Origin of the sequence: Novosphingobium sp. MD-1 (assembly GCF_001014975.1) — a bacterium.
GTDB lineage: Bacteria > Pseudomonadota > Alphaproteobacteria > Sphingomonadales > Sphingomonadaceae > Novosphingobium.
In genome coordinates this window covers 94,234-109,684 of the sequence record NZ_BBXA01000021.1, presented here as the reverse complement: position 1 = coordinate 109,684, position 15,451 = coordinate 94,234, and the positions used below count along the sequence as shown (strand labels likewise).

At 68.0% G+C, this 15,451-nt stretch carries 16 protein-coding genes; 6 read left to right on the top strand and 10 right to left on the bottom strand.

Going from position 1 to position 15,451, the window contains the following annotated elements:
- Window positions 1–26 precede the first annotated feature (26 nt).
- Window positions 27–515 (top strand): DUF2141 domain-containing protein, encoded by a 489-nt coding sequence (locus tag NMD1_RS07335; protein WP_124810357.1) that lies wholly within the window; start codon window positions 27–29, stop codon window positions 513–515.
- Between the two features lie 18 nt (window positions 516–533).
- Here NMD1_RS07335 and NMD1_RS07330 read toward each other — a convergent pair whose 3' ends face one another.
- The 3 genes from NMD1_RS07330 to NMD1_RS07320 form a co-directional block, all read right to left on the bottom strand.
- Window positions 534–1,280, bottom strand: coding sequence for an NTP transferase domain-containing protein (locus NMD1_RS07330; protein ID WP_125954243.1), 747 nt, complete (start codon window positions 1,278–1,280; stop codon window positions 534–536).
- Between the two features lie 94 nt (window positions 1,281–1,374).
- Entirely contained in the window at window positions 1,375–2,475 is a 1,101-nt protein-coding gene (locus NMD1_RS07325) for an inositol-3-phosphate synthase (RefSeq protein WP_124810355.1), read from the bottom strand.
- A 96-nt stretch (window positions 2,476–2,571) separates the two neighbouring features.
- Entirely contained in the window at window positions 2,572–3,699 is a 1,128-nt protein-coding gene (locus NMD1_RS07320; protein ID WP_125954242.1) for a CDP-alcohol phosphatidyltransferase family protein, read from the bottom strand.
- A gap of 165 nt (window positions 3,700–3,864) precedes the next feature.
- On the opposite strand from NMD1_RS07320, the gene NMD1_RS07315 reads away from it, so the two are divergent.
- On the top strand, window positions 3,865–4,734 hold the full coding sequence (locus NMD1_RS07315) for a CDP-alcohol phosphatidyltransferase family protein (RefSeq protein ID WP_233497410.1): 870 nt from the start codon (window positions 3,865–3,867) through the stop codon (window positions 4,732–4,734).
- A 14-nt stretch (window positions 4,735–4,748) separates the two neighbouring features.
- Here the strand turns inward: NMD1_RS07315 and NMD1_RS07310 are convergent, their stop codons facing one another.
- Both NMD1_RS07310 and NMD1_RS07305 read right to left on the bottom strand, forming a co-directional pair.
- Complete coding sequence (locus NMD1_RS07310; protein WP_125954240.1) at window positions 4,749–6,251, bottom strand: lipopolysaccharide biosynthesis protein; 1,503 nt, start codon at window positions 6,249–6,251, stop codon at window positions 4,749–4,751.
- A gap of 60 nt (window positions 6,252–6,311) precedes the next feature.
- A complete protein-coding gene (locus tag NMD1_RS07305) occupies window positions 6,312–7,649 on the bottom strand; it encodes an MFS transporter (RefSeq protein WP_233497408.1) in 1,338 nt (445 codons plus the stop codon).
- A 213-nt stretch (window positions 7,650–7,862) separates the two neighbouring features.
- Between NMD1_RS07305 and NMD1_RS07300 the strand changes: the two genes are divergently transcribed.
- Complete coding sequence (locus NMD1_RS07300) at window positions 7,863–8,489, top strand: class I SAM-dependent methyltransferase (protein ID WP_124810351.1); 627 nt, start codon at window positions 7,863–7,865, stop codon at window positions 8,487–8,489.
- Here the strand turns inward: NMD1_RS07300 and NMD1_RS07295 are convergent, their stop codons facing one another.
- Complete coding sequence (locus NMD1_RS07295; RefSeq protein WP_124810350.1) at window positions 8,490–9,308, bottom strand: hypothetical protein; 819 nt, start codon at window positions 9,306–9,308, stop codon at window positions 8,490–8,492.
- A gap of 149 nt (window positions 9,309–9,457) precedes the next feature.
- Here NMD1_RS07295 and lipB point away from each other — a divergent pair, with 149 nt between their 5' ends.
- Window positions 9,458–10,144 carry a lipoyl(octanoyl) transferase LipB gene (lipB, locus tag NMD1_RS07290; protein WP_124810349.1) on the top strand — a complete coding sequence of 229 codons (687 nt, stop codon included), beginning with the start codon at window positions 9,458–9,460 and terminating at the stop codon, window positions 10,142–10,144.
- Complete coding sequence (locus tag NMD1_RS07285) at window positions 10,141–10,578, top strand: hypothetical protein (protein ID WP_125954239.1); 438 nt, start codon at window positions 10,141–10,143, stop codon at window positions 10,576–10,578. The genes lipB and NMD1_RS07285 overlap by 4 nt, the downstream gene beginning before the upstream one ends.
- Window positions 10,579–10,593: 15 nt before the next feature.
- On the opposite strand, the gene NMD1_RS07280 is transcribed toward NMD1_RS07285, so the two are convergent.
- Window positions 10,594–11,481, bottom strand: a complete 888-nt coding sequence (locus NMD1_RS07280) for a CoA ester lyase (RefSeq protein WP_125954238.1) — start codon at window positions 11,479–11,481, stop codon at window positions 10,594–10,596.
- Between the two features lie 12 nt (window positions 11,482–11,493).
- Complete coding sequence (locus NMD1_RS07275; RefSeq protein WP_125954237.1) at window positions 11,494–12,603, bottom strand: alkene reductase; 1,110 nt, start codon at window positions 12,601–12,603, stop codon at window positions 11,494–11,496.
- Between the two features lie 85 nt (window positions 12,604–12,688).
- Here NMD1_RS07275 and NMD1_RS07270 point away from each other — a divergent pair, with 85 nt between their 5' ends.
- Window positions 12,689–13,591, top strand: coding sequence for a DMT family transporter (locus NMD1_RS07270; RefSeq protein ID WP_124810345.1), 903 nt, complete (start codon window positions 12,689–12,691; stop codon window positions 13,589–13,591).
- Between the two features lie 18 nt (window positions 13,592–13,609).
- On the opposite strand, the gene nadA is transcribed toward NMD1_RS07270, so the two are convergent.
- Window positions 13,610–14,596, bottom strand: a complete 987-nt coding sequence (gene nadA, locus NMD1_RS07265) for a quinolinate synthase NadA (RefSeq protein WP_125954236.1) — start codon at window positions 14,594–14,596, stop codon at window positions 13,610–13,612.
- Window positions 14,597–14,651: 55 nt separating this feature from the next.
- A complete protein-coding gene (locus NMD1_RS07260) occupies window positions 14,652–15,401 on the bottom strand; it encodes an adenylate cyclase (protein WP_125954235.1) in 750 nt (249 codons plus the stop codon).
- Window positions 15,402–15,451 lie beyond the last annotated feature (50 nt).

Here is a 15,451-nt window from a genome sequence, read left to right as displayed (position 1 = left end):
GGAACAGCAACTGGGATTGAAGCGATATGACCTTGCCGAGACGTATCCGCGCCGCGGCCGCAGCCGTCCTTGCGCTTGCCGGATCGGGCCTTTTCGCCAGTTCCGCGCAGGCGGCCCCGAATTGTGCCGGCCCGGCGAGCGACACCTGGATCAACATCGTGGTGGATGGCGTGCGCAACGGCAACGGCCTGATCGCGGTGACGCTGTACGAAGACGATTCCCGCAAGTTCCTCGTCAAGCACGGATCGCTCTATGTCGGCCGGGTCGATGCCGCCGCGCCCGAAACGCGCATGTGCCTGTTTGTGCCGCGGCCCGGCGTCTATGCCATCGCGGTCTATCACGACGAGGATGCGTCGGGGAAGATCAACCGCAGCGGCGTGCTGGGCATCCCGACCGAAGGCTTCGGCTTTTCCAACAATCCGCCGACCATCGCCAGCCTGCCCGCGTTCCGTTCGGTGCGGATCAGCATTCCGCGCAGCAACCTGTCCACGCGGATTCACCTGAAATATCCCTGACGGCCGGCCGGGGTGGCTTCAGCCCGGCACGCCGTTGAACATCGGCGCGAGATGCCAGGGCGCCAGTTCTTCGGCCAGCGCGTGCGCACGCGGGTCGTCGACGTCCATCCACCAGGCATCGTCGATGTCCATCGTTGCCGCGCGGCCGCGATCGGCCAGCACCTGCATCCCGTCCGAAAGGCTTCCCGCCTTGCCGGCCGCGATCGCCTCGCGGATCGCCGTGGCCAGCTCCGGCGTGGCCAGGAACGCGCCGCAGTCTACCGCGTCGTAAGGTTCGATGGTCTTGCCGATGGCGGTGATGAAGCCGCGTTCGTCCAGCCGCACCCAGGTGGCGTCGTCGGGATCGACCAGCGGATTGTCGAGCCGGCGGTCGATCGCCAGGGTCACGCCCCGGTCGGGCGCGTCCTGCGCCAGCAGGCTGGCCAGGATATCGGCCTCGAACATGTGGTCGGCCATCATCAGCAGGTAGTTGCCTTCGCAGCGCGTGGCGCCGGCCATCACCGAATGGCCGTTGGGCGTTGACCAGTCCGCCAGGCGCACGGGCACGATTTCCACCGCCAGCCGCTGCGAAAGGTCGGCCAGAAACGCCTCGACCATCTCGGCGCGGTGGCCGGTAACCACCACCACGCGGGTAACCCCCCCGATCATCGCCTGGCGCACGCCGATCTCGATCAACGGCACGCCGGCGACCGGCGTCAGCGGCTTGGAAGGGGAAAGGTCGGCAAGCCGGCTGCCATAGCCGGCGGCGATGATGAGCGCGTCCATGATCTTCGGGATTCCTGCCGGGCTGAAAAAGCAGCGGGCCGGCCGAACGCCCAAACGTCCGGCCGGCCCGCCCTGTCCTGTCGCGTCGGTCCGCTTACTCGGCGGCAAGCGCCTGGTCGGAAACGTATTCCTCGACCATCTGCGCGGCGACGTCGTCGTTGAACTGCTGCGGCGGGTGCTTGCAGAAATAGGCCGACGGGCCGATCAGCGCACCGCCCTCGCCACGCTCCAGCGCGACCTTGCAGCAACGGATCGCGTCCATCACGCAGGCGGCCGAGTTCGGGCTGTCTTCCACCGAAAGGCGGAGTTCCAGGTTCATCGGCACGTTGCCCCACTGCGCGCCTTCCAGGCGCAGGAAGCACAGCTTGTTGTCCTTCTGCCAGGGAACATAGTCCGACGGGCCGACGTGGATGTTCTCGTCCTCAAGGCGCTGGGCCAGCATGGCCTGCACCGCCTCGGTCTTCGATTCCTTCTTGCTGCCCAGCCGCTGGCGGTCGAGCATGTTCATGAAATCGGTGTTGCCGCCGGTGTTGAGCTGGTAGGTGCGCTCCACGGTCACGCCGCGCGCGCCGAACAGGCTGGACAGCACGCGGTGGACGATCGTGGCGCCGACCTGCGCCTTGATGTCGTCACCCACGATCGGGATACGCTTGGCGCGGAACTTGGCTTCCCATTCGGGACGGCTGGCGATGAACACCGGCATGCAGTTGACCACCGCGACGCCGGCTTCGAGCGCGCATTCCATGTAGAATTCGGTGGCTTCCTGCGAACCGACCGGCAGGAAGTTCAGGAGAACCTCGGCGCCCGTTTCCTTGAGCGCGGCCACGATCGATTCCTTGGTGGCTTCGGGCGCGTCGGCCACGATGAAGCCCTTGTCGCCCATTCCGGTCATGTGATCGGCAACGCCATCGAGCTTCTTGCCCATGATGACCTTGGCGCCGGTGGCCGGAACGTCGGGGAAGAACACGGCGGTGCAGTTCGGACCGGCGAAGATGGCTTCGCTGATGTCCTTGCCTACCTTGCGCGCATCGACATCAATGCCGAGCACGAAATCAACGTCACCCGCGCCATAGCCACCGATCCGGTCATGGATGAGGCCCTGCGACGAGTTGTTGTTGCGGTAGTGATAGACCCCCTGGACCAGCGAGCTGGCGCAGTTGCCCACGCCGATCACGGCGACCTTGATTGGCTTCATGAATCTCGATCCCTTCACACAGGCGCCATACGGCGGCTGTAACTAATTTGCCTCATTTCCATTTCGCGCGGCAAATGCAAGCACATTTCCCTGACGTCATGCTTGCGTAGGCCGCAGGGCAAGGATGACAGCGACCAGCCATCCCCCGGCAGCAACCGCAAACAGGGCAAGCACCAGCGGAGCAAGCCCGAACGCAATGAGCAATGCGAAAGCCAGTGCGAAGAAATCCCGGCTAGTAAGGTAAGTGAGCCCCTGCATCAAGCGCGATGGCTCGCCGTTCGCACCTTGCCGACGGTAATGGTCCTTCACCACGTCAAAACTGAACGGCGCCTGACTGCGCGCGGCGGCCCGGCCGATCATCACCAGTCCGCTGGCCAGCAGGACAAGGCCGGCATAGCCGAACGTCGCATAGACCACTTCGCCGCGCATCTGCAGGTTGATGGCCACGCCCAGCAGGAAAGCCAGATTCGTCGCGGCATCGACCAGGCTGTCCATCTTCGCGCCCGCCGGCGAGCTGCGAAACGTGGCGCGCGAGATTTCCCCGTCAACCCCGTCGAAGATCGATGCGGCCTGGAACAGGATAGCCCCTACCACCAGGCCGGTCGCTCCCCAGAACAGCAGGCTGGCGAACATCGCGGCGGCGATCAGCCCGGTGCCGATAGTCGCGTGAACCGGGCGGATTCCCGGAAAATGCAGCAACAGCGCGGAAATCGCCTGCGAGATCGGCCGGTTGAGGTGGCGCGAGACGATTCCGTCGGTCGGCTTGGCCGTGGAGCGCACGACGGCGCGGGCGGCGGCGCCCAGCCGGCGCGGCGATTCCGCACCCTGGGCGGTCATCCGCCCGGCGACCTGGTTGGCTTCCTCCTGCGGCACGACCTGCACCAGATCGGCCTGTGTGATGCCGTCGGGTTCGGCAATCGCGCGCAGGATCGCATCGGCGGTCGGCTGCCGATCGCCGGGAATCATCGCCACCCGGTCAAACCCGCCTTCGACCGCGAGGGCCGATCCGTTACCGAAATGCACGTCCATGCCATCGGCGAGGCGGTCGATCTCGGCGCGCGTTGTCGCCGAAGGTTCCCATCCCGCGCCGGCGGTGACCCAGCATACAGAAAGGCCCGCGCGCCGCGCCTCGCGCACCGAACGCGCGGCGGCGGGAACGCCCGCGACCAGCCGCTCGGCATCGCGTCCCGATGCGAAAACGATGACTCCCAGCGGCAATTTCATCTATTCGATCCCCAGGGCAGGCCCAATGAACGCATCCACCCTGTTCAGTAAGTGGCGCGGCTTATATAGCCGCCATCGGCGGTCGCCAAGGTGGCGAAACGTCGGGAGGTATTTCGGATGATTACGCGCGCAGTGGAACCTCGTCGGCCGCAACGGCCGCGCGAAATGCAGGATCCGCTGAACCTGTACCTCTATCATCCGCTTTCCTGGCAGCTGGCGCGCCGGCTCGCGCATACGCCGGTAACGCCCAACATGGTTTCGGTGGCCGGGGGCCTGTTCGTGGTGGCGGCGGGCTTCTGCTACTGGGGCGTGCCCTGGCCGCTCGGCGCGGCGCTGGGCATGGCGCTGCACATGACCTGGCATATCGTCGATGGCGCGGACGGCGATCTGGCGCGGGTTACCGGCAAGTCCAGCCCGCTCGGCGAAATGGTCGACGGCATCTGCGACTATACCAGCCACATCGTGCTCTACGTGCTGCTGGCCTTCGTGCTCACGCGCACGATGGGGGCGGGCTGGGCCTGGTTCTGGACGCTAGCGGCCGGCGCCAGCCACATTGTGCAGTCGAACCACGTCGAAGTGCAGCGGCGCTTTTACCAGTACTGGATGTACGGCGTGCCCTGGCTGCACAACGCCAAGGGCGATCAGCCGGGCCTGTTCGAGGAGAAGCGCGGGGCCTGGCGCATCTTCCTGCAGACCATCGTGCGGCTTTATCTGCGGCTGGCGGCGGGCATGTCGCCCCATGCGCTGGTGATAGACGGCGCGGTCAAGGCGGCGCGCGATGATCCCGCGCGGCTGGGGGCGATCCGGGCCGAAGTGCGGCGCGAACAGCAGCCGCTGCTGCGCGTGCTCAAGCTGCTTGGCCCGAATCCGCGCGCGATCGTGCTGGGCCTGGCGATGTTTGCCGGCAGCCCCCTTTACTATTTCCTGTACCAGACGGTGGTGCTGAACCTGCTGATGGCGGTTTCCGTCAAGCTGCACAACGCGGCGGCGATGCGGACCGCGCAGCGGCTGGAGGCCGAAGGGCTGACGGCGTAAGGGCCTGACTCCGGTTACAACACCCGGAAGCGCGCCATCGAGAGCACGCCGGGGCGCAGCTTCGTCCACAGGTGGATCGTCAGGCCATAGACGGCGAGCGCCAGCAGCGGCGTGGCGATCGCATCGACCCGCGCCGGCGCCCGGAACACATCGGCCAGCGCTTCATAGAGCAGCAGCCCCGCCGCGCCGCCGGCCAGCGCGCCGATCACGGGGGCGGCGGCGTGGAGCGGCGGTTGCTGTACTCCCAGTTGCTTGAGCCAGTGCCGGCGCAGCAGCGTGGCTACGATCGCCGCCAACAGCATCGCGGCCGACGCGCCGAGGATCCCGAACGCCGGCGCCAGCACGGGCACCAGGATGGCGGCGATCGCGATCAGCACCACGTTGATCAGCAGCGCCAGCGCGGGCCGGCGATAGTAGAGGATCAGTTCCCCCACGCCGAACGCGCCGTTGACGGTTTCGGCCAGCACCATGACGATCAGCGCGTGATAGCCGACGACGTAATGCGGTCCGAACAGGGCCAGCAGCGGTTCGCCGGCCGCGGCCATCAGCAACACGATCGCCAGCTGGATCGTCAGGATCAGGCGCGTCGCGGCGGCGGTGGCTTCGCCGGTCACGATATCGCCGGCGGCGCGCATCGTGCGCGCGATCAGCGGGGTCAGGATGCCGTCGAACGATTGGCGCACTTGGGTGATCGGCGTGCGCAGCTGGCGCAGCACGCCATAGACGCCGGCCGGCGCGTCCCCCAGCAGGAAGCCCACGAGATAGAGGTCGATGCGCTGCGCCAGCGAGGTCAGCAGGTCGCTGCCGCTGGCTGGCAGCAGCGAACGGGCGCGCTGCGTCAGCGCGCCGGCATGGGGGCGCCACCGGGCAAGACGCAACGGACCCAGCGAATGGCGCGCGCTCCACAGCGCGGTGCCCGCCAGCGCCAGGCTGCCGGCCCAGTAGCCGAACAGCAGGCCGGTTTCGGTAAAGCCGGCATACCAGGCGGCGAACGTCACTGCCGTGGCGACATAGGGTTCGATCACGCCGCGCGCCATGACTTCATAGCGCATCATATGGGTCCAGCGCGTGGCGGCCAGGGCGACATCGCCCGCGGCCTGTCCCAGCACCGCCGGCGCCAGCACGGCCAGTGCGAAGCGAAGATGGTCGGACACCATGGCCGCGGGCAGCACTTGCGCGCCGAGTGCCACCACGCCCGCGATGCCAAGGCCGGACAGAACGGTCAGCAGCAGCGCATCGAGCAGGACATGCGTGGCCGGCCGCGCATCGGCGGCGCCGGTATTGGCTTCCTCCTCAAGCCACGGGAAGATCATCCGCTTCAGCCCGAGGCTGGCGACCGGGACCATCAGTTCGACCACCGCCACCGCCAGGCTGAACACGCCATAGGCCGCCGCGCCATAGAGCCGCGCCCCGATATAGAGGAACGAGGCCCGTGCCGCGAAACGGATGATGAAGCTGAAGGCATTGGAGCCCACGCCCCTGGCAATAACCTTCTGGGGCGTCCCTTCTGCCGTCATGACGGCGCGATAGGACGGCCCATCGGCACTGGCAAGCTCCCCCGTGAGTATGGGGTGGGGTCAGGCGTGGTGCGAAGGCGTGCGCAGCGGCGTGCGCATCAGCAGGACGCACAGCACCACGGCCCCGATCGCCAGCGCTTCCACCACGATCCACGCCAGCCAGTGCGAATGGTTGTAGAGCCACACCCCGATCGCCGGCGCGACGATATAGGCCGAACCGTTGACCGCCGCGACGATCCCCGCCGCCTGCCCCTGTTCGGCGCGGCCAACGGCCAGGCTCGCGCCCGAGGTGAAGCCGGGCCGGAACAGGCCGAATCCCAGCGAGCAGATCGCGAAGCCGACGGTGATGGTGTGCAGGTCCAGCCCGGTCGCCAGCGGCACGGTGCCGATGCAGCACAGCCCCATGCCCCACAGCGTGGAGGCGCGCGGCCCCAGGCGCAGCATCGGGATCAGCCCCCATTGCGCCAGCAGCGTGGCGATCGCGCCGCACATGAGCACCAGCCCGATCGATCCGGCGGCGGCGTCCGGCTGGTGGCGCAGGCCCAGCCGGTCGAGCAGGAGAAAGCCGATCACGCCGAGCAGGATCGACTGCGCGTGGCCGCCCAGTACGCCGGCGGCAAGCCAGCCGCGCAGGCGCGGGTCGCTCCAGCGCAGCCGGTCGCCGCCCGCGTGCTGCGGCTCGGCCTCGGGCAGTTCATCGGGCGAACCGTCGGGATGATCTTCCACCAAGCGGGGATTGGACGAGGCGCTGAACGGCGCCGCCATGACTTCACCGCGCCCAGCGAAGCGCGGATCGTCATCGGGCAGGCGCAGGCGCAGCGTGACCAGCACGAGCAGGGCGAACACCGAAAAGGCCGCGAAAGGACCGATCAGGCCCAGGCCGGGAACGATCAGCAGCGGCGCCAGCGCCGGCCCCAGCACCGTGCCCAGGCCGAAGCTCGATGCCACCAGCGACAGCGCCTGCGTGCGCTCTTCCGGGCCGGTGCGGCTGGCGACGTAGGCCTGCACCGCCGGCGGGGAGGCCGATCCGAACATGCCATAGAGCGAACGGGCGGCGGCGAAGATCAGGATGGTGGCGGTGCCGCCGAACACGCCGTGCAGGCCGGCGAACAGCGTCAGCCCGCACAGCGAGAACGACAGCGCGAAGGCCGCCATGCCCAGCGCCATCATCGCCTTGCGGCCGCGCCGGTCCGAGCGGCGCGCCCAGTAGGGCGCCATCAGCATCCACAGCAGCGCGGACCAGGAATAGGCGAGGCTGACCCACACGTCGGCGATGCCCAGGTGCGTGCCGATCGACGGCATCACCGATTGCATCGCGGTGTTGCCCGCCGCGGTGACCAGCATGACCGCGAACAGCAGCGCCATGCGTTCCGGCGGCAAGTGGTCTTTCTCGTGCATCGCGTTTCCGCTCCCTCGCCCTCTCGGCCTCCGACCCGGCCCCAGGCCCGATTCCGGCCATTATTGCGCCCCAGCGACCGGTGTTTTCCCCCGATCTCGCCGTATCTGGTTCGTTCGTTTGCGGTAAGGTGCTTGTCGCGCCCTTGCAATGACAAGACAAATTTGCGACGCGCGGCTTACAGGCCAGTTCAGGAAAAGGGACCCCGCCTCAATATGACTTCCACGCAGGCAGCGCGCGAGCCCCTGTTGCAGAGGGCGAAGCGCAAGGCGGAACGGTTGCTCGGCCCCTTCGGCATCTTCTTCAAGGGCTTTCTCAAGCATCCCGTGATGGTGGGCGCGATCGTGCCGTCGTCGGGGCGCACGATCAGCCGTGTGCTATCGAAGGTCGACTGGGACGAATGCCGCCTGTTCGTGGAATATGGCCCCGGCGTGGGCACGTTCTGCCGCCCGGTGCTGGAGCGGCTGCGCCGTGACGGGCGCCTGATCGTGATCGACACGAATCCCGATTTCATCGAATACCTGTCGAAGACCATCGGCGACAGCCGGTTCATCGCGATCAACGGCTCGGCTGCCGATGTGGAGGATATCGTCCGCGCCCACGGTTTCGAAAATGCCGATTACGTGCTTTCGGGCCTGCCGTTCTCGACGCTGCCCGAAGGCGTCGGACCCGCGATCATGGCCGCGACGCAGCGGGTGCTGCGCCCCGGCGGCGCATTCCTGGTCTATCAGTACACGGCGCGCGCGCGGGATCTGATGGGGCGCTATTTCCGCCGTATCGACAAGGGCTTTGAGCTGTGGAACGTGCCGCCCTGCGTGATTTCGTGGGGCTGGAAGGAATAACTACTCGAACGTCGCGATGATTTCCGGTCCGGTCGGGCCGGATAGCAGATGATGCATCGCGGCCAGCATCGCTGTCAGATAGACCATCGCCCCCGACGTGATCGCGCTGGATACGGCCGCGCCCAGCGCGCGCTGCAGCTCGCCGCCCGTGGTCAGCACCAGCACCACGCCCACCAGCATCATGATCAGGCCATAGATCACGAAGAACACCAGCCCCGCCAGCGTCAGGAACACCCCGATGCGCGCGGTGTTGCCGCGCGTGAGCGCCCAGCTCCGGCGAATCGCGGCCACGGGATTGCGCAGGTTCTCGGTGGCGATGACGGGCGCGATCAGCATCACCCGCAGTCCGCAATAGACCATGACCGCGAAGATCATCAGCACGGCGGCGGCGGCCAGAGCCTGGATGCCGGTAAGCGACATCAGCGAAACGAACAGCACGAACGCCCCGCCCAGAGTCAGCCCGATCAGGAGCTGGGCCAGGAGATAGGGACCGGTCATGACGAAGCCGCGCCGGATCGCCTGCGCCACGGTCGGCCGGTCGTGCGCGGTCATCACCACCAGCACGGTCAGCGTGCCGGTGATCTGCAGCACGGACACCAGCAGCAGGAAGGGCATGGCCCGGCCATAGGCATCGCCCAGCAGCGTCATCATCTCGCGCGGGGGGAGTCCTGCGGGAATCTGCGGTTCGGGCACCAGGATGGCGAAGGCCAGCGTCGGCAGCAGGAAGAACACTCCGGCGATGGCGGCAAGCACGTCGCGGTTGGCGGAGACCAGCCGGGTGGCCAATGCCCACGCGGCGCTGCTGTCCAGTCTGATCACGATGCGTCCCTTTCGATGGACGCTCTCCGTAAGCCGCGCGGACAAATTCCACAATGCCGCGGTTTCCCTGCAAACAGGTCCGGCGCGTATGCCCGCTCGAAGGCGTTTGGCACTTGCCAGAGCGCCCTGCCGGGGCCACCTGACGCACCATGAACGGCTTGCAGGATATCGAAGTGCGCGTGGAGAGCGCGCCCGTGCCCTATCGCGTGGCGCTGGAGGCAATGGCGGCGCGCAACGCCGCGATCGCCGAAGGCACGGCGTCGGAACTGATCTGGCTGCTGGAGCATCCGCCGGTCTATACCGCCGGCACCAGCGCCGATCCTGCGGAACTGCTCGATCCGCGGTTCGAAGTGGTCGAGGCCGGGCGGGGCGGGCGCTATACCTACCACGGGCCGGGGCAGCGCGTAGGCTATATTCTGCTCGACCTGCGCAAGCGCGCGCGCGACGTGCGCGGGTTCGTCCATGCCGTCGAAGGCTGGGTGATCGATACGCTGGCCGATTTCGGCGTGGCCGGCCGCCGCGCCGAAGGGCGCATCGGCATATGGGTGGACGGGCCGGAGCGGAATGGCCTGCCCGGCGGCGAAGCCAAGATCGGCGCGATTGGCGTGCGCATCCGCCGCTGGGTGACGATGCATGGCTTTTCCGTCAATCTATCCCCCGATCTCGCGCATTTCGGCGGCATCGTGCCTTGCGGGATCGAGGAATTCGGCGTCACCAGCATGAAGGATCTGGGGCTGGAGGTTGCGCCGGAGGCATGGGATCGGGCATTGCTCGCCCGCGCCGGAGATTTCCTTGCCCGGCTTGACGTGCCATGCCCGCCGGAGACCGCCCGATGAAGCGCAGAGTACCGACCATTTCCGTAGCCCTGGCACTGGTTGCCTGCGCCACGCTGGCGGGGTGCGGCAAGAAGGCGGGGAACGACAACGGCAAGGCCCAGGCCGCGGGGGGCGAAGTGCTGCCCGGCACGGTCAGCGACGCGATGATCGATCTCGACCGGTCGCAGGCCGAAGCGCCGCTTCAGGCCCCGAAGCCCGGCGAGGCGGCCAAGGCCGGCGCTGCCGCGCCGGTGGCGGATGCGAGCGCGGCTGCGGATCAGTCTGCCCCCGATGCGACACCGGGCGTGCCGGCTCCTGCGGCCGGGGCCGCGGCACCCGAGCCAAAGCCTGCCACCTCCGCCACGCCCAAGCCGGCCAGTACGGCGAAACCGGCGGTCAAGCCGACCCCGAAGCCTTTGCCCAAGCCGTCACCCACCCGCTCCGGCGGAAACTGACCGGAAACGCAACGGTCAGGCAATGCCCAGCAGCTGCCGCGCCTGTTTGAGGTGCGGCTGGTCGATCATCCGCCCGTCGATCTGCAGCGTTCCCGCACCGGGATTGGCGGCGAAGGCGTCGACGATGGCGCGGGCGTGGGCCAGTTCCGCGTCGGTGGGCGCGAAGGCGGCGTTGATCACCGGCACCTGCGCCGGATGAATCGCCAGCATTCCCGCAAAGCCGTCTGCCCGCGCGGTTTCGGCGGCGGTGCGCAGGCCGGCTTCGTCGCGGAAATCGGCATGCAGCGTATCGACCGGCCAGACCTCCAGCGCATGCGCGGCAAGTAGCGTCTGCGCCCGCACGAAGCGGAAGGTATCGGTCCAGCGGCCGGCGGCATCGCGCTTGCGCGTGGCGCCGAGCACCGCGGAAAGGTCTTCCGCGCCCCAGGTCAACCCGGCGAGGCGCGGCAGCGATTGCCCGACATAGGCGGGGATGGTCAGCGCGGCGCCGGCGGTTTCGCTCACCAGCGGCAGCAGGCGCGTGGAACCGGGGGCAAGGCCGTGGCGCTGCTCCAGCGCATCGAGTTCGGCGGAAACCAGCCGGACCTGGTCCGGTCCTTCGGTCTTGGGCAGCACGATGCCATCGGGCGCGCCGGCCATGATCGCGGCCAGGTCTTCGCGCCACAGGCCGGTATCGATGGCGTTGATCCGCAGCCACCGCGCCTGGCGGGTGCCGGCATGCCCGGGGTCGGCGGCGCGGCGCGCTTCCAGCCAGCCGCGCGCTACCTCGCGCGCGGCGGCCTTGGCGGCGGGCGCGACCGCGTCCTCCAGATCGACGATGATCGCGTGCGCCCCCGTTTCAGGCGCCTTGGACAGCTTTTTCTCGCTGTCGCCGGGCACGAACAGCCAGGAACGGGGGGGCATCGCTTTCTCCTGTCAGACGGTTTCCCGCGCCGTCTGCTGCGCCAGCGTGGGGTAGTCAATATAACCTTCGGGACCGGGGAAGTACCAGCTACGCGGCGCGTTGACGTTGGGCGCCAGTTCCGCGCCGATGCGGAAGCGTTCGACCAGATCGGGGTTGGAGATGAACGGCCGGCCAAAGCTGACCGCGTCACACCGGCCCGAAGCGATGTCGGCGGCGGCCTGCTCGGCGGTATAGTCGCTGTTCAGCACCAGCGGGCCGGTGAACAGGCCGCGGATCAGCGCGTCCTGCTGGGGCACGTCGGTGGAGCCGAACGTGCCGTTCGGGCCGGGCTGGCGCAGTTCGAGGAAGCCAAGGCCCAGCGCCTCGATCGTGCGCGCCGCCTCGCTGAAGATCGCGGCCGGATTGCTGTCGTCCACGCCCTGCGTATCGCCGTTGGGCGAAAGCCGGATCGACACGCGGCCCTTGCCCCAGACCGCGATCAGCCGTTCCAGCACTTCGCGCATCAGCCGCACGCGGTTTTCGGGCGAACCGCCGTAATCGTCGTCGCGCAGGTTGGCCTTGTCGCGCAGGAACTGGTCGATCAGGTAGCCGTTGGCGCCGTGAAGCTGCACGCCGTCAAAGCCGGCGCGCTTCGCGTTTTCCGCGGCGTGGCCGTAATCGTCGACGATGCGCGGCAGTTCGTCCAGCCGCAGCGGGCGGGCGACCACGAAATCCTTGGTGCCGGAGGGCGTGTGGGCGTGGCCCGGTGCGCGCGTGGCGGAGGAGGACACCGGCAGTTCGCCGTCGAGGAAATCGGGATGGACGATGCGGCCCATGTGCCAGAGCTGGCAGACGATGCGGCCGCCGACGGCGTGGACCGCTTCGGTCACCGGCTTCCAGCCTTCGACCTGCGCGTCGGTCCAGATGCCCGGTGCGCTGGGCCAGCCCAGTCCCTCGCGGCTGATCCCGGTCGCCTCGCTGATGATCAGCCCGGCGCCTGCGCGCTGGCGGTAGTATTCGGCCATCATCGCGTTGGGCACAAAGCCCGGATCGGCGCGGCCGCGTGTCAGCGGGGCCATCAGGATGCGGTTCGGCGCCTCGATGGCACCGAGGTTGATCGGCTGGAACAGGGAATCAGGCATGGACAGGACATCTCCGGAATGGGAAGGAAACCAATAAAGGGGCCTCCGTTTCCTTTTGCAACTTAATTGGGCTTTAACGACCCCCATGAAAACTTCCCGGCCCCGCAATCACCGGCCCGAAGCCGGGGAGCAGACCAGCCCCAAGCCGCTGCACTATGCCGCGCTCCTGCTGGGCAACGTCGCCCTGGCGCTGGGGCCGCTGTTCGTGCGCGTGGCGGATTCGGGGGCGGTTTCGGCCGGCTTCTGGCGCCTGTTCCTGGCGTTGCCGCTGCTGGCCCTGTTCGCGCGGTGGAATCGCCAGCCGCTGTTCGGCTACAGCCGCCGCGAACTGGGACTGGTGACGATCGCGGGCGTCTTCTTCGCGCTCGATCTGGCCAGCTGGCACATCGGGATCGAGCGCACGCGATTGGGCAATGCCACGCTGTTCGGCAATTCGGGCAGCGTGATTCTGATGATCTGGGGCCTTGTGGCGATCCGCCGGCGCCCCCGCGTGATCGAGGTGCTGGCCGTGGTCATGGCCACGGTGGGCGCGGTGGTGCTGCTGGGCCGGTCGCTGGAGATTGGCGCGCGCACGCTGGCGGGCGACCTGTTCTGCATCGTCGCCGGCCTGCTCTATGTGGTCTATATCCTGGTGATCCAGCAAGCGCGGGGCCGGTTCGGCAGCTGGTCGCTGCTGTTCCTGTCGAGCCTTGCCGGAAGCCCGGTGGTGGCGGGCATCGCCCTGGCGATGGGCGAACCGTTCTGGCCGCACGACTGGGGACCGCTGATCGGCCTGATGCTGGCCAGCCAGATCGTGGGGCAGGGCCTGCTCGTCTATGCGCTGCGCCATTTCCCGCCGCTGGTGGTGGGGCTGGCGCTGCTGACGCAGCCGATCGTTTCGGTGCTGGTCGGCTGGCTGGCGTTCCACGAAGTGCTGTCTGGACCGGACGCGCTGGGCATGGCGCTGGTCGGCGCCGCGCTGGTGCTGGCCCGGCTGGCGGATCGCTAGGCCCGCCGCCTCAGGCGCTCAGGCCCGGCCCAGATCGCCCTTGCCCACCGTCCCCGCCGCCATGTCGAGCATCGCGTCGAGGCTCTTCTTGGCGGCAAGGCGCAGGTCTTCCTCGATCTCGATGCGCGGCGTCAGGTCGCGCAGCGCGAGGTAGAGCTTCTCCAGCGTGTTGAGCGCCATGTAGGGGCAGATGTTGCAGTTGCAGTTGCCGTCCGCCCCGGGCGCGCCGATGAAGGTCTTGCCCGGCATCGCCAGTTCCATCTGGTGGATGATGTGCGGCTCGGTCGCCACGATCAGCGTGTCGCCGGTCATCGCCTTGGCGTAATTCAGGATGCCGCTGGTCGATCCGACATAGTCGGCATGGTCCACGATGTGCGGCGGGCATTCCGGATGCGCGGCGATCGGCGCGCCGGGGTGCTGCGCCTTCAGCTTGAGCAGCTCGGTCTCGCTGAACGCCTCGTGGACGATGCACACCCCCGGCCACAGCAGCATGTCGCGCCCGAACTTGCGGTTGAGATAGCCGCCCAGGTGCCGGTCCGGGCCGAAGATGATCTTCTGTTCGGGCGGGATCTTCGACAGGATCGTTTCCGCGCTGGACGAGGTGACGATCACGTCCGACAGCGCCTTCACCTCGGTCGAACAGTTGATGTAGGTCAGCGCGATGTGATCGGGATGCGCCTCGCGGAACGCCTTGAACTTGTCGGGCGGGCACGAATCCTCAAGGCTGCACCCGGCGTCGAGATCGGGCAGGACCACGATCTTTTGGGGCGAGAGAATCTTCGCCGTATCGGCCATGAACTTTACGCCGCAGAACGCGATCACGTCCGCGTCGGTTGCCGCCGCCTTGCGCGAAAGCTCCAGCGAATCGCCGACGAAATCGGCCAGATCCTGGATTTCCGGCCGCTGGTAATAGTGCGCGAGGATGACGGCGTTGCGCTCCTTGCGCAGGCGGTCGATCTCGGCGCGCAGGTCGAGGCCGGACAGGTTGGTGGGCTGGGCGGTCATCGGCGTGGGTTCCCTTTCGCGGCCGGTGGAAAGGCGCCCGGCCCGCGAGGGGGACTTAGGCGGCGTACCCGCCCGCCGCAATACCCTCTGCCCAGCCGACGAACGGCGCGAAGCCCGCCAGCGCCATGATCGCCAGGTGGACCGCGACCAGCGCGGCGGCGCTCCACCACGTTGCCGGATGGACCTTGCCCAGAACCTTGCGGTCATGCCGGGCGAGAATGGCCAGCACGCCCAGTTGCACGGAAAGTTCGGCCCAGGGGGCGAAACCGCCGAGCAGCGGCATCGGCAGGATGCGGCCGATCCCCGGCTCCATCACGATCACCGTGGCGCCCAGCATCAGCCGCCGGTGCCAGTCCGTGCGCCGGCGCAGCGCGATCGCCGCCGCGAACAGGCTCACGAACGTGAAGACTTCGCCGAGGCTGAGTGCCAGCATGTAGGCATTGGTGAAGAACGGCGGAACGCGGTGCAGTTCCACCGCCTTGACCACGGTGAGCGGCCCTAGCACCGCGATCGCGCCGACCAGCAGCAGGCTGGACCAGCCCAGGCGGCGATGCAGCGCGGCGTTGCCGCCCGCCGCCAGCAGGTTCTGCGTGACCATCAGGCCCAGCCAGCCGACCATGGCCGCGCCGTGCAGGTGGACCCAGAGCGGCACGCGCGCCGGCTGCACGAAGCCGCGCGCGAACCATTGCAGGAAGCCGAACACGACCAGCGCGGCGATGCCTGCCGCCATGCGGACGAAGAACGCCTGATCGGCGCGATAGGGAAGGGGGCGGGATTCAGAAAGAGACGGAAACGCGGTAGCCATCGGGGGATCTCCGATCAGTCCAGGCGCGTCCCGATATTATAAGGGTGCGC

Excerpts from the sequence above, each read along its gene's own strand:
- NMD1_RS07275 (WP_125954237.1), bottom strand. The coding sequence starts at position 12,603 with ATGCCTGATTCCCTGTTCCAGCCGATCAACCTCGGTGCCATCGAGGCG.
- NMD1_RS07270 (WP_124810345.1), top strand. The coding sequence starts at position 12,689 with ATGAAAACTTCCCGGCCCCGCAATCACCGGCCCGAAGCCGGGGAGCAG.
- NMD1_RS07320 (WP_125954242.1), bottom strand. The coding sequence starts at position 3,699 with ATGAAATTGCCGCTGGGAGTCATCGTTTTCGCATCGGGACGCGATGCC.
- NMD1_RS07315 (WP_233497410.1), top strand. The coding sequence starts at position 3,865 with ATGCAGGATCCGCTGAACCTGTACCTCTATCATCCGCTTTCCTGGCAG.
- NMD1_RS07335 (WP_124810357.1), top strand. The coding sequence starts at position 27 with ATGACCTTGCCGAGACGTATCCGCGCCGCGGCCGCAGCCGTCCTTGCG.
- NMD1_RS07305 (WP_233497408.1), bottom strand. The coding sequence starts at position 7,649 with ATGCACGAGAAAGACCACTTGCCGCCGGAACGCATGGCGCTGCTGTTC.
- NMD1_RS07300 (WP_124810351.1), top strand. The coding sequence starts at position 7,863 with ATGACTTCCACGCAGGCAGCGCGCGAGCCCCTGTTGCAGAGGGCGAAG.
- nadA (WP_125954236.1), bottom strand. The coding sequence starts at position 14,596 with ATGACCGCCCAGCCCACCAACCTGTCCGGCCTCGACCTGCGCGCCGAG.
- NMD1_RS07325 (WP_124810355.1), bottom strand. The coding sequence starts at position 2,475 with ATGAAGCCAATCAAGGTCGCCGTGATCGGCGTGGGCAACTGCGCCAGC.
- NMD1_RS07280 (WP_125954238.1), bottom strand. The coding sequence starts at position 11,481 with ATGCCCCCCCGTTCCTGGCTGTTCGTGCCCGGCGACAGCGAGAAAAAG.
- NMD1_RS07310 (WP_125954240.1), bottom strand. The coding sequence starts at position 6,251 with ATGACGGCAGAAGGGACGCCCCAGAAGGTTATTGCCAGGGGCGTGGGC.
- lipB (WP_124810349.1), top strand. The coding sequence starts at position 9,458 with ATGAACGGCTTGCAGGATATCGAAGTGCGCGTGGAGAGCGCGCCCGTG.
- NMD1_RS07285 (WP_125954239.1), top strand. The coding sequence starts at position 10,141 with ATGAAGCGCAGAGTACCGACCATTTCCGTAGCCCTGGCACTGGTTGCC.
- NMD1_RS07330 (WP_125954243.1), bottom strand. The coding sequence starts at position 1,280 with ATGGACGCGCTCATCATCGCCGCCGGCTATGGCAGCCGGCTTGCCGAC.
- NMD1_RS07260 (WP_125954235.1), bottom strand. The coding sequence starts at position 15,401 with ATGGCTACCGCGTTTCCGTCTCTTTCTGAATCCCGCCCCCTTCCCTAT.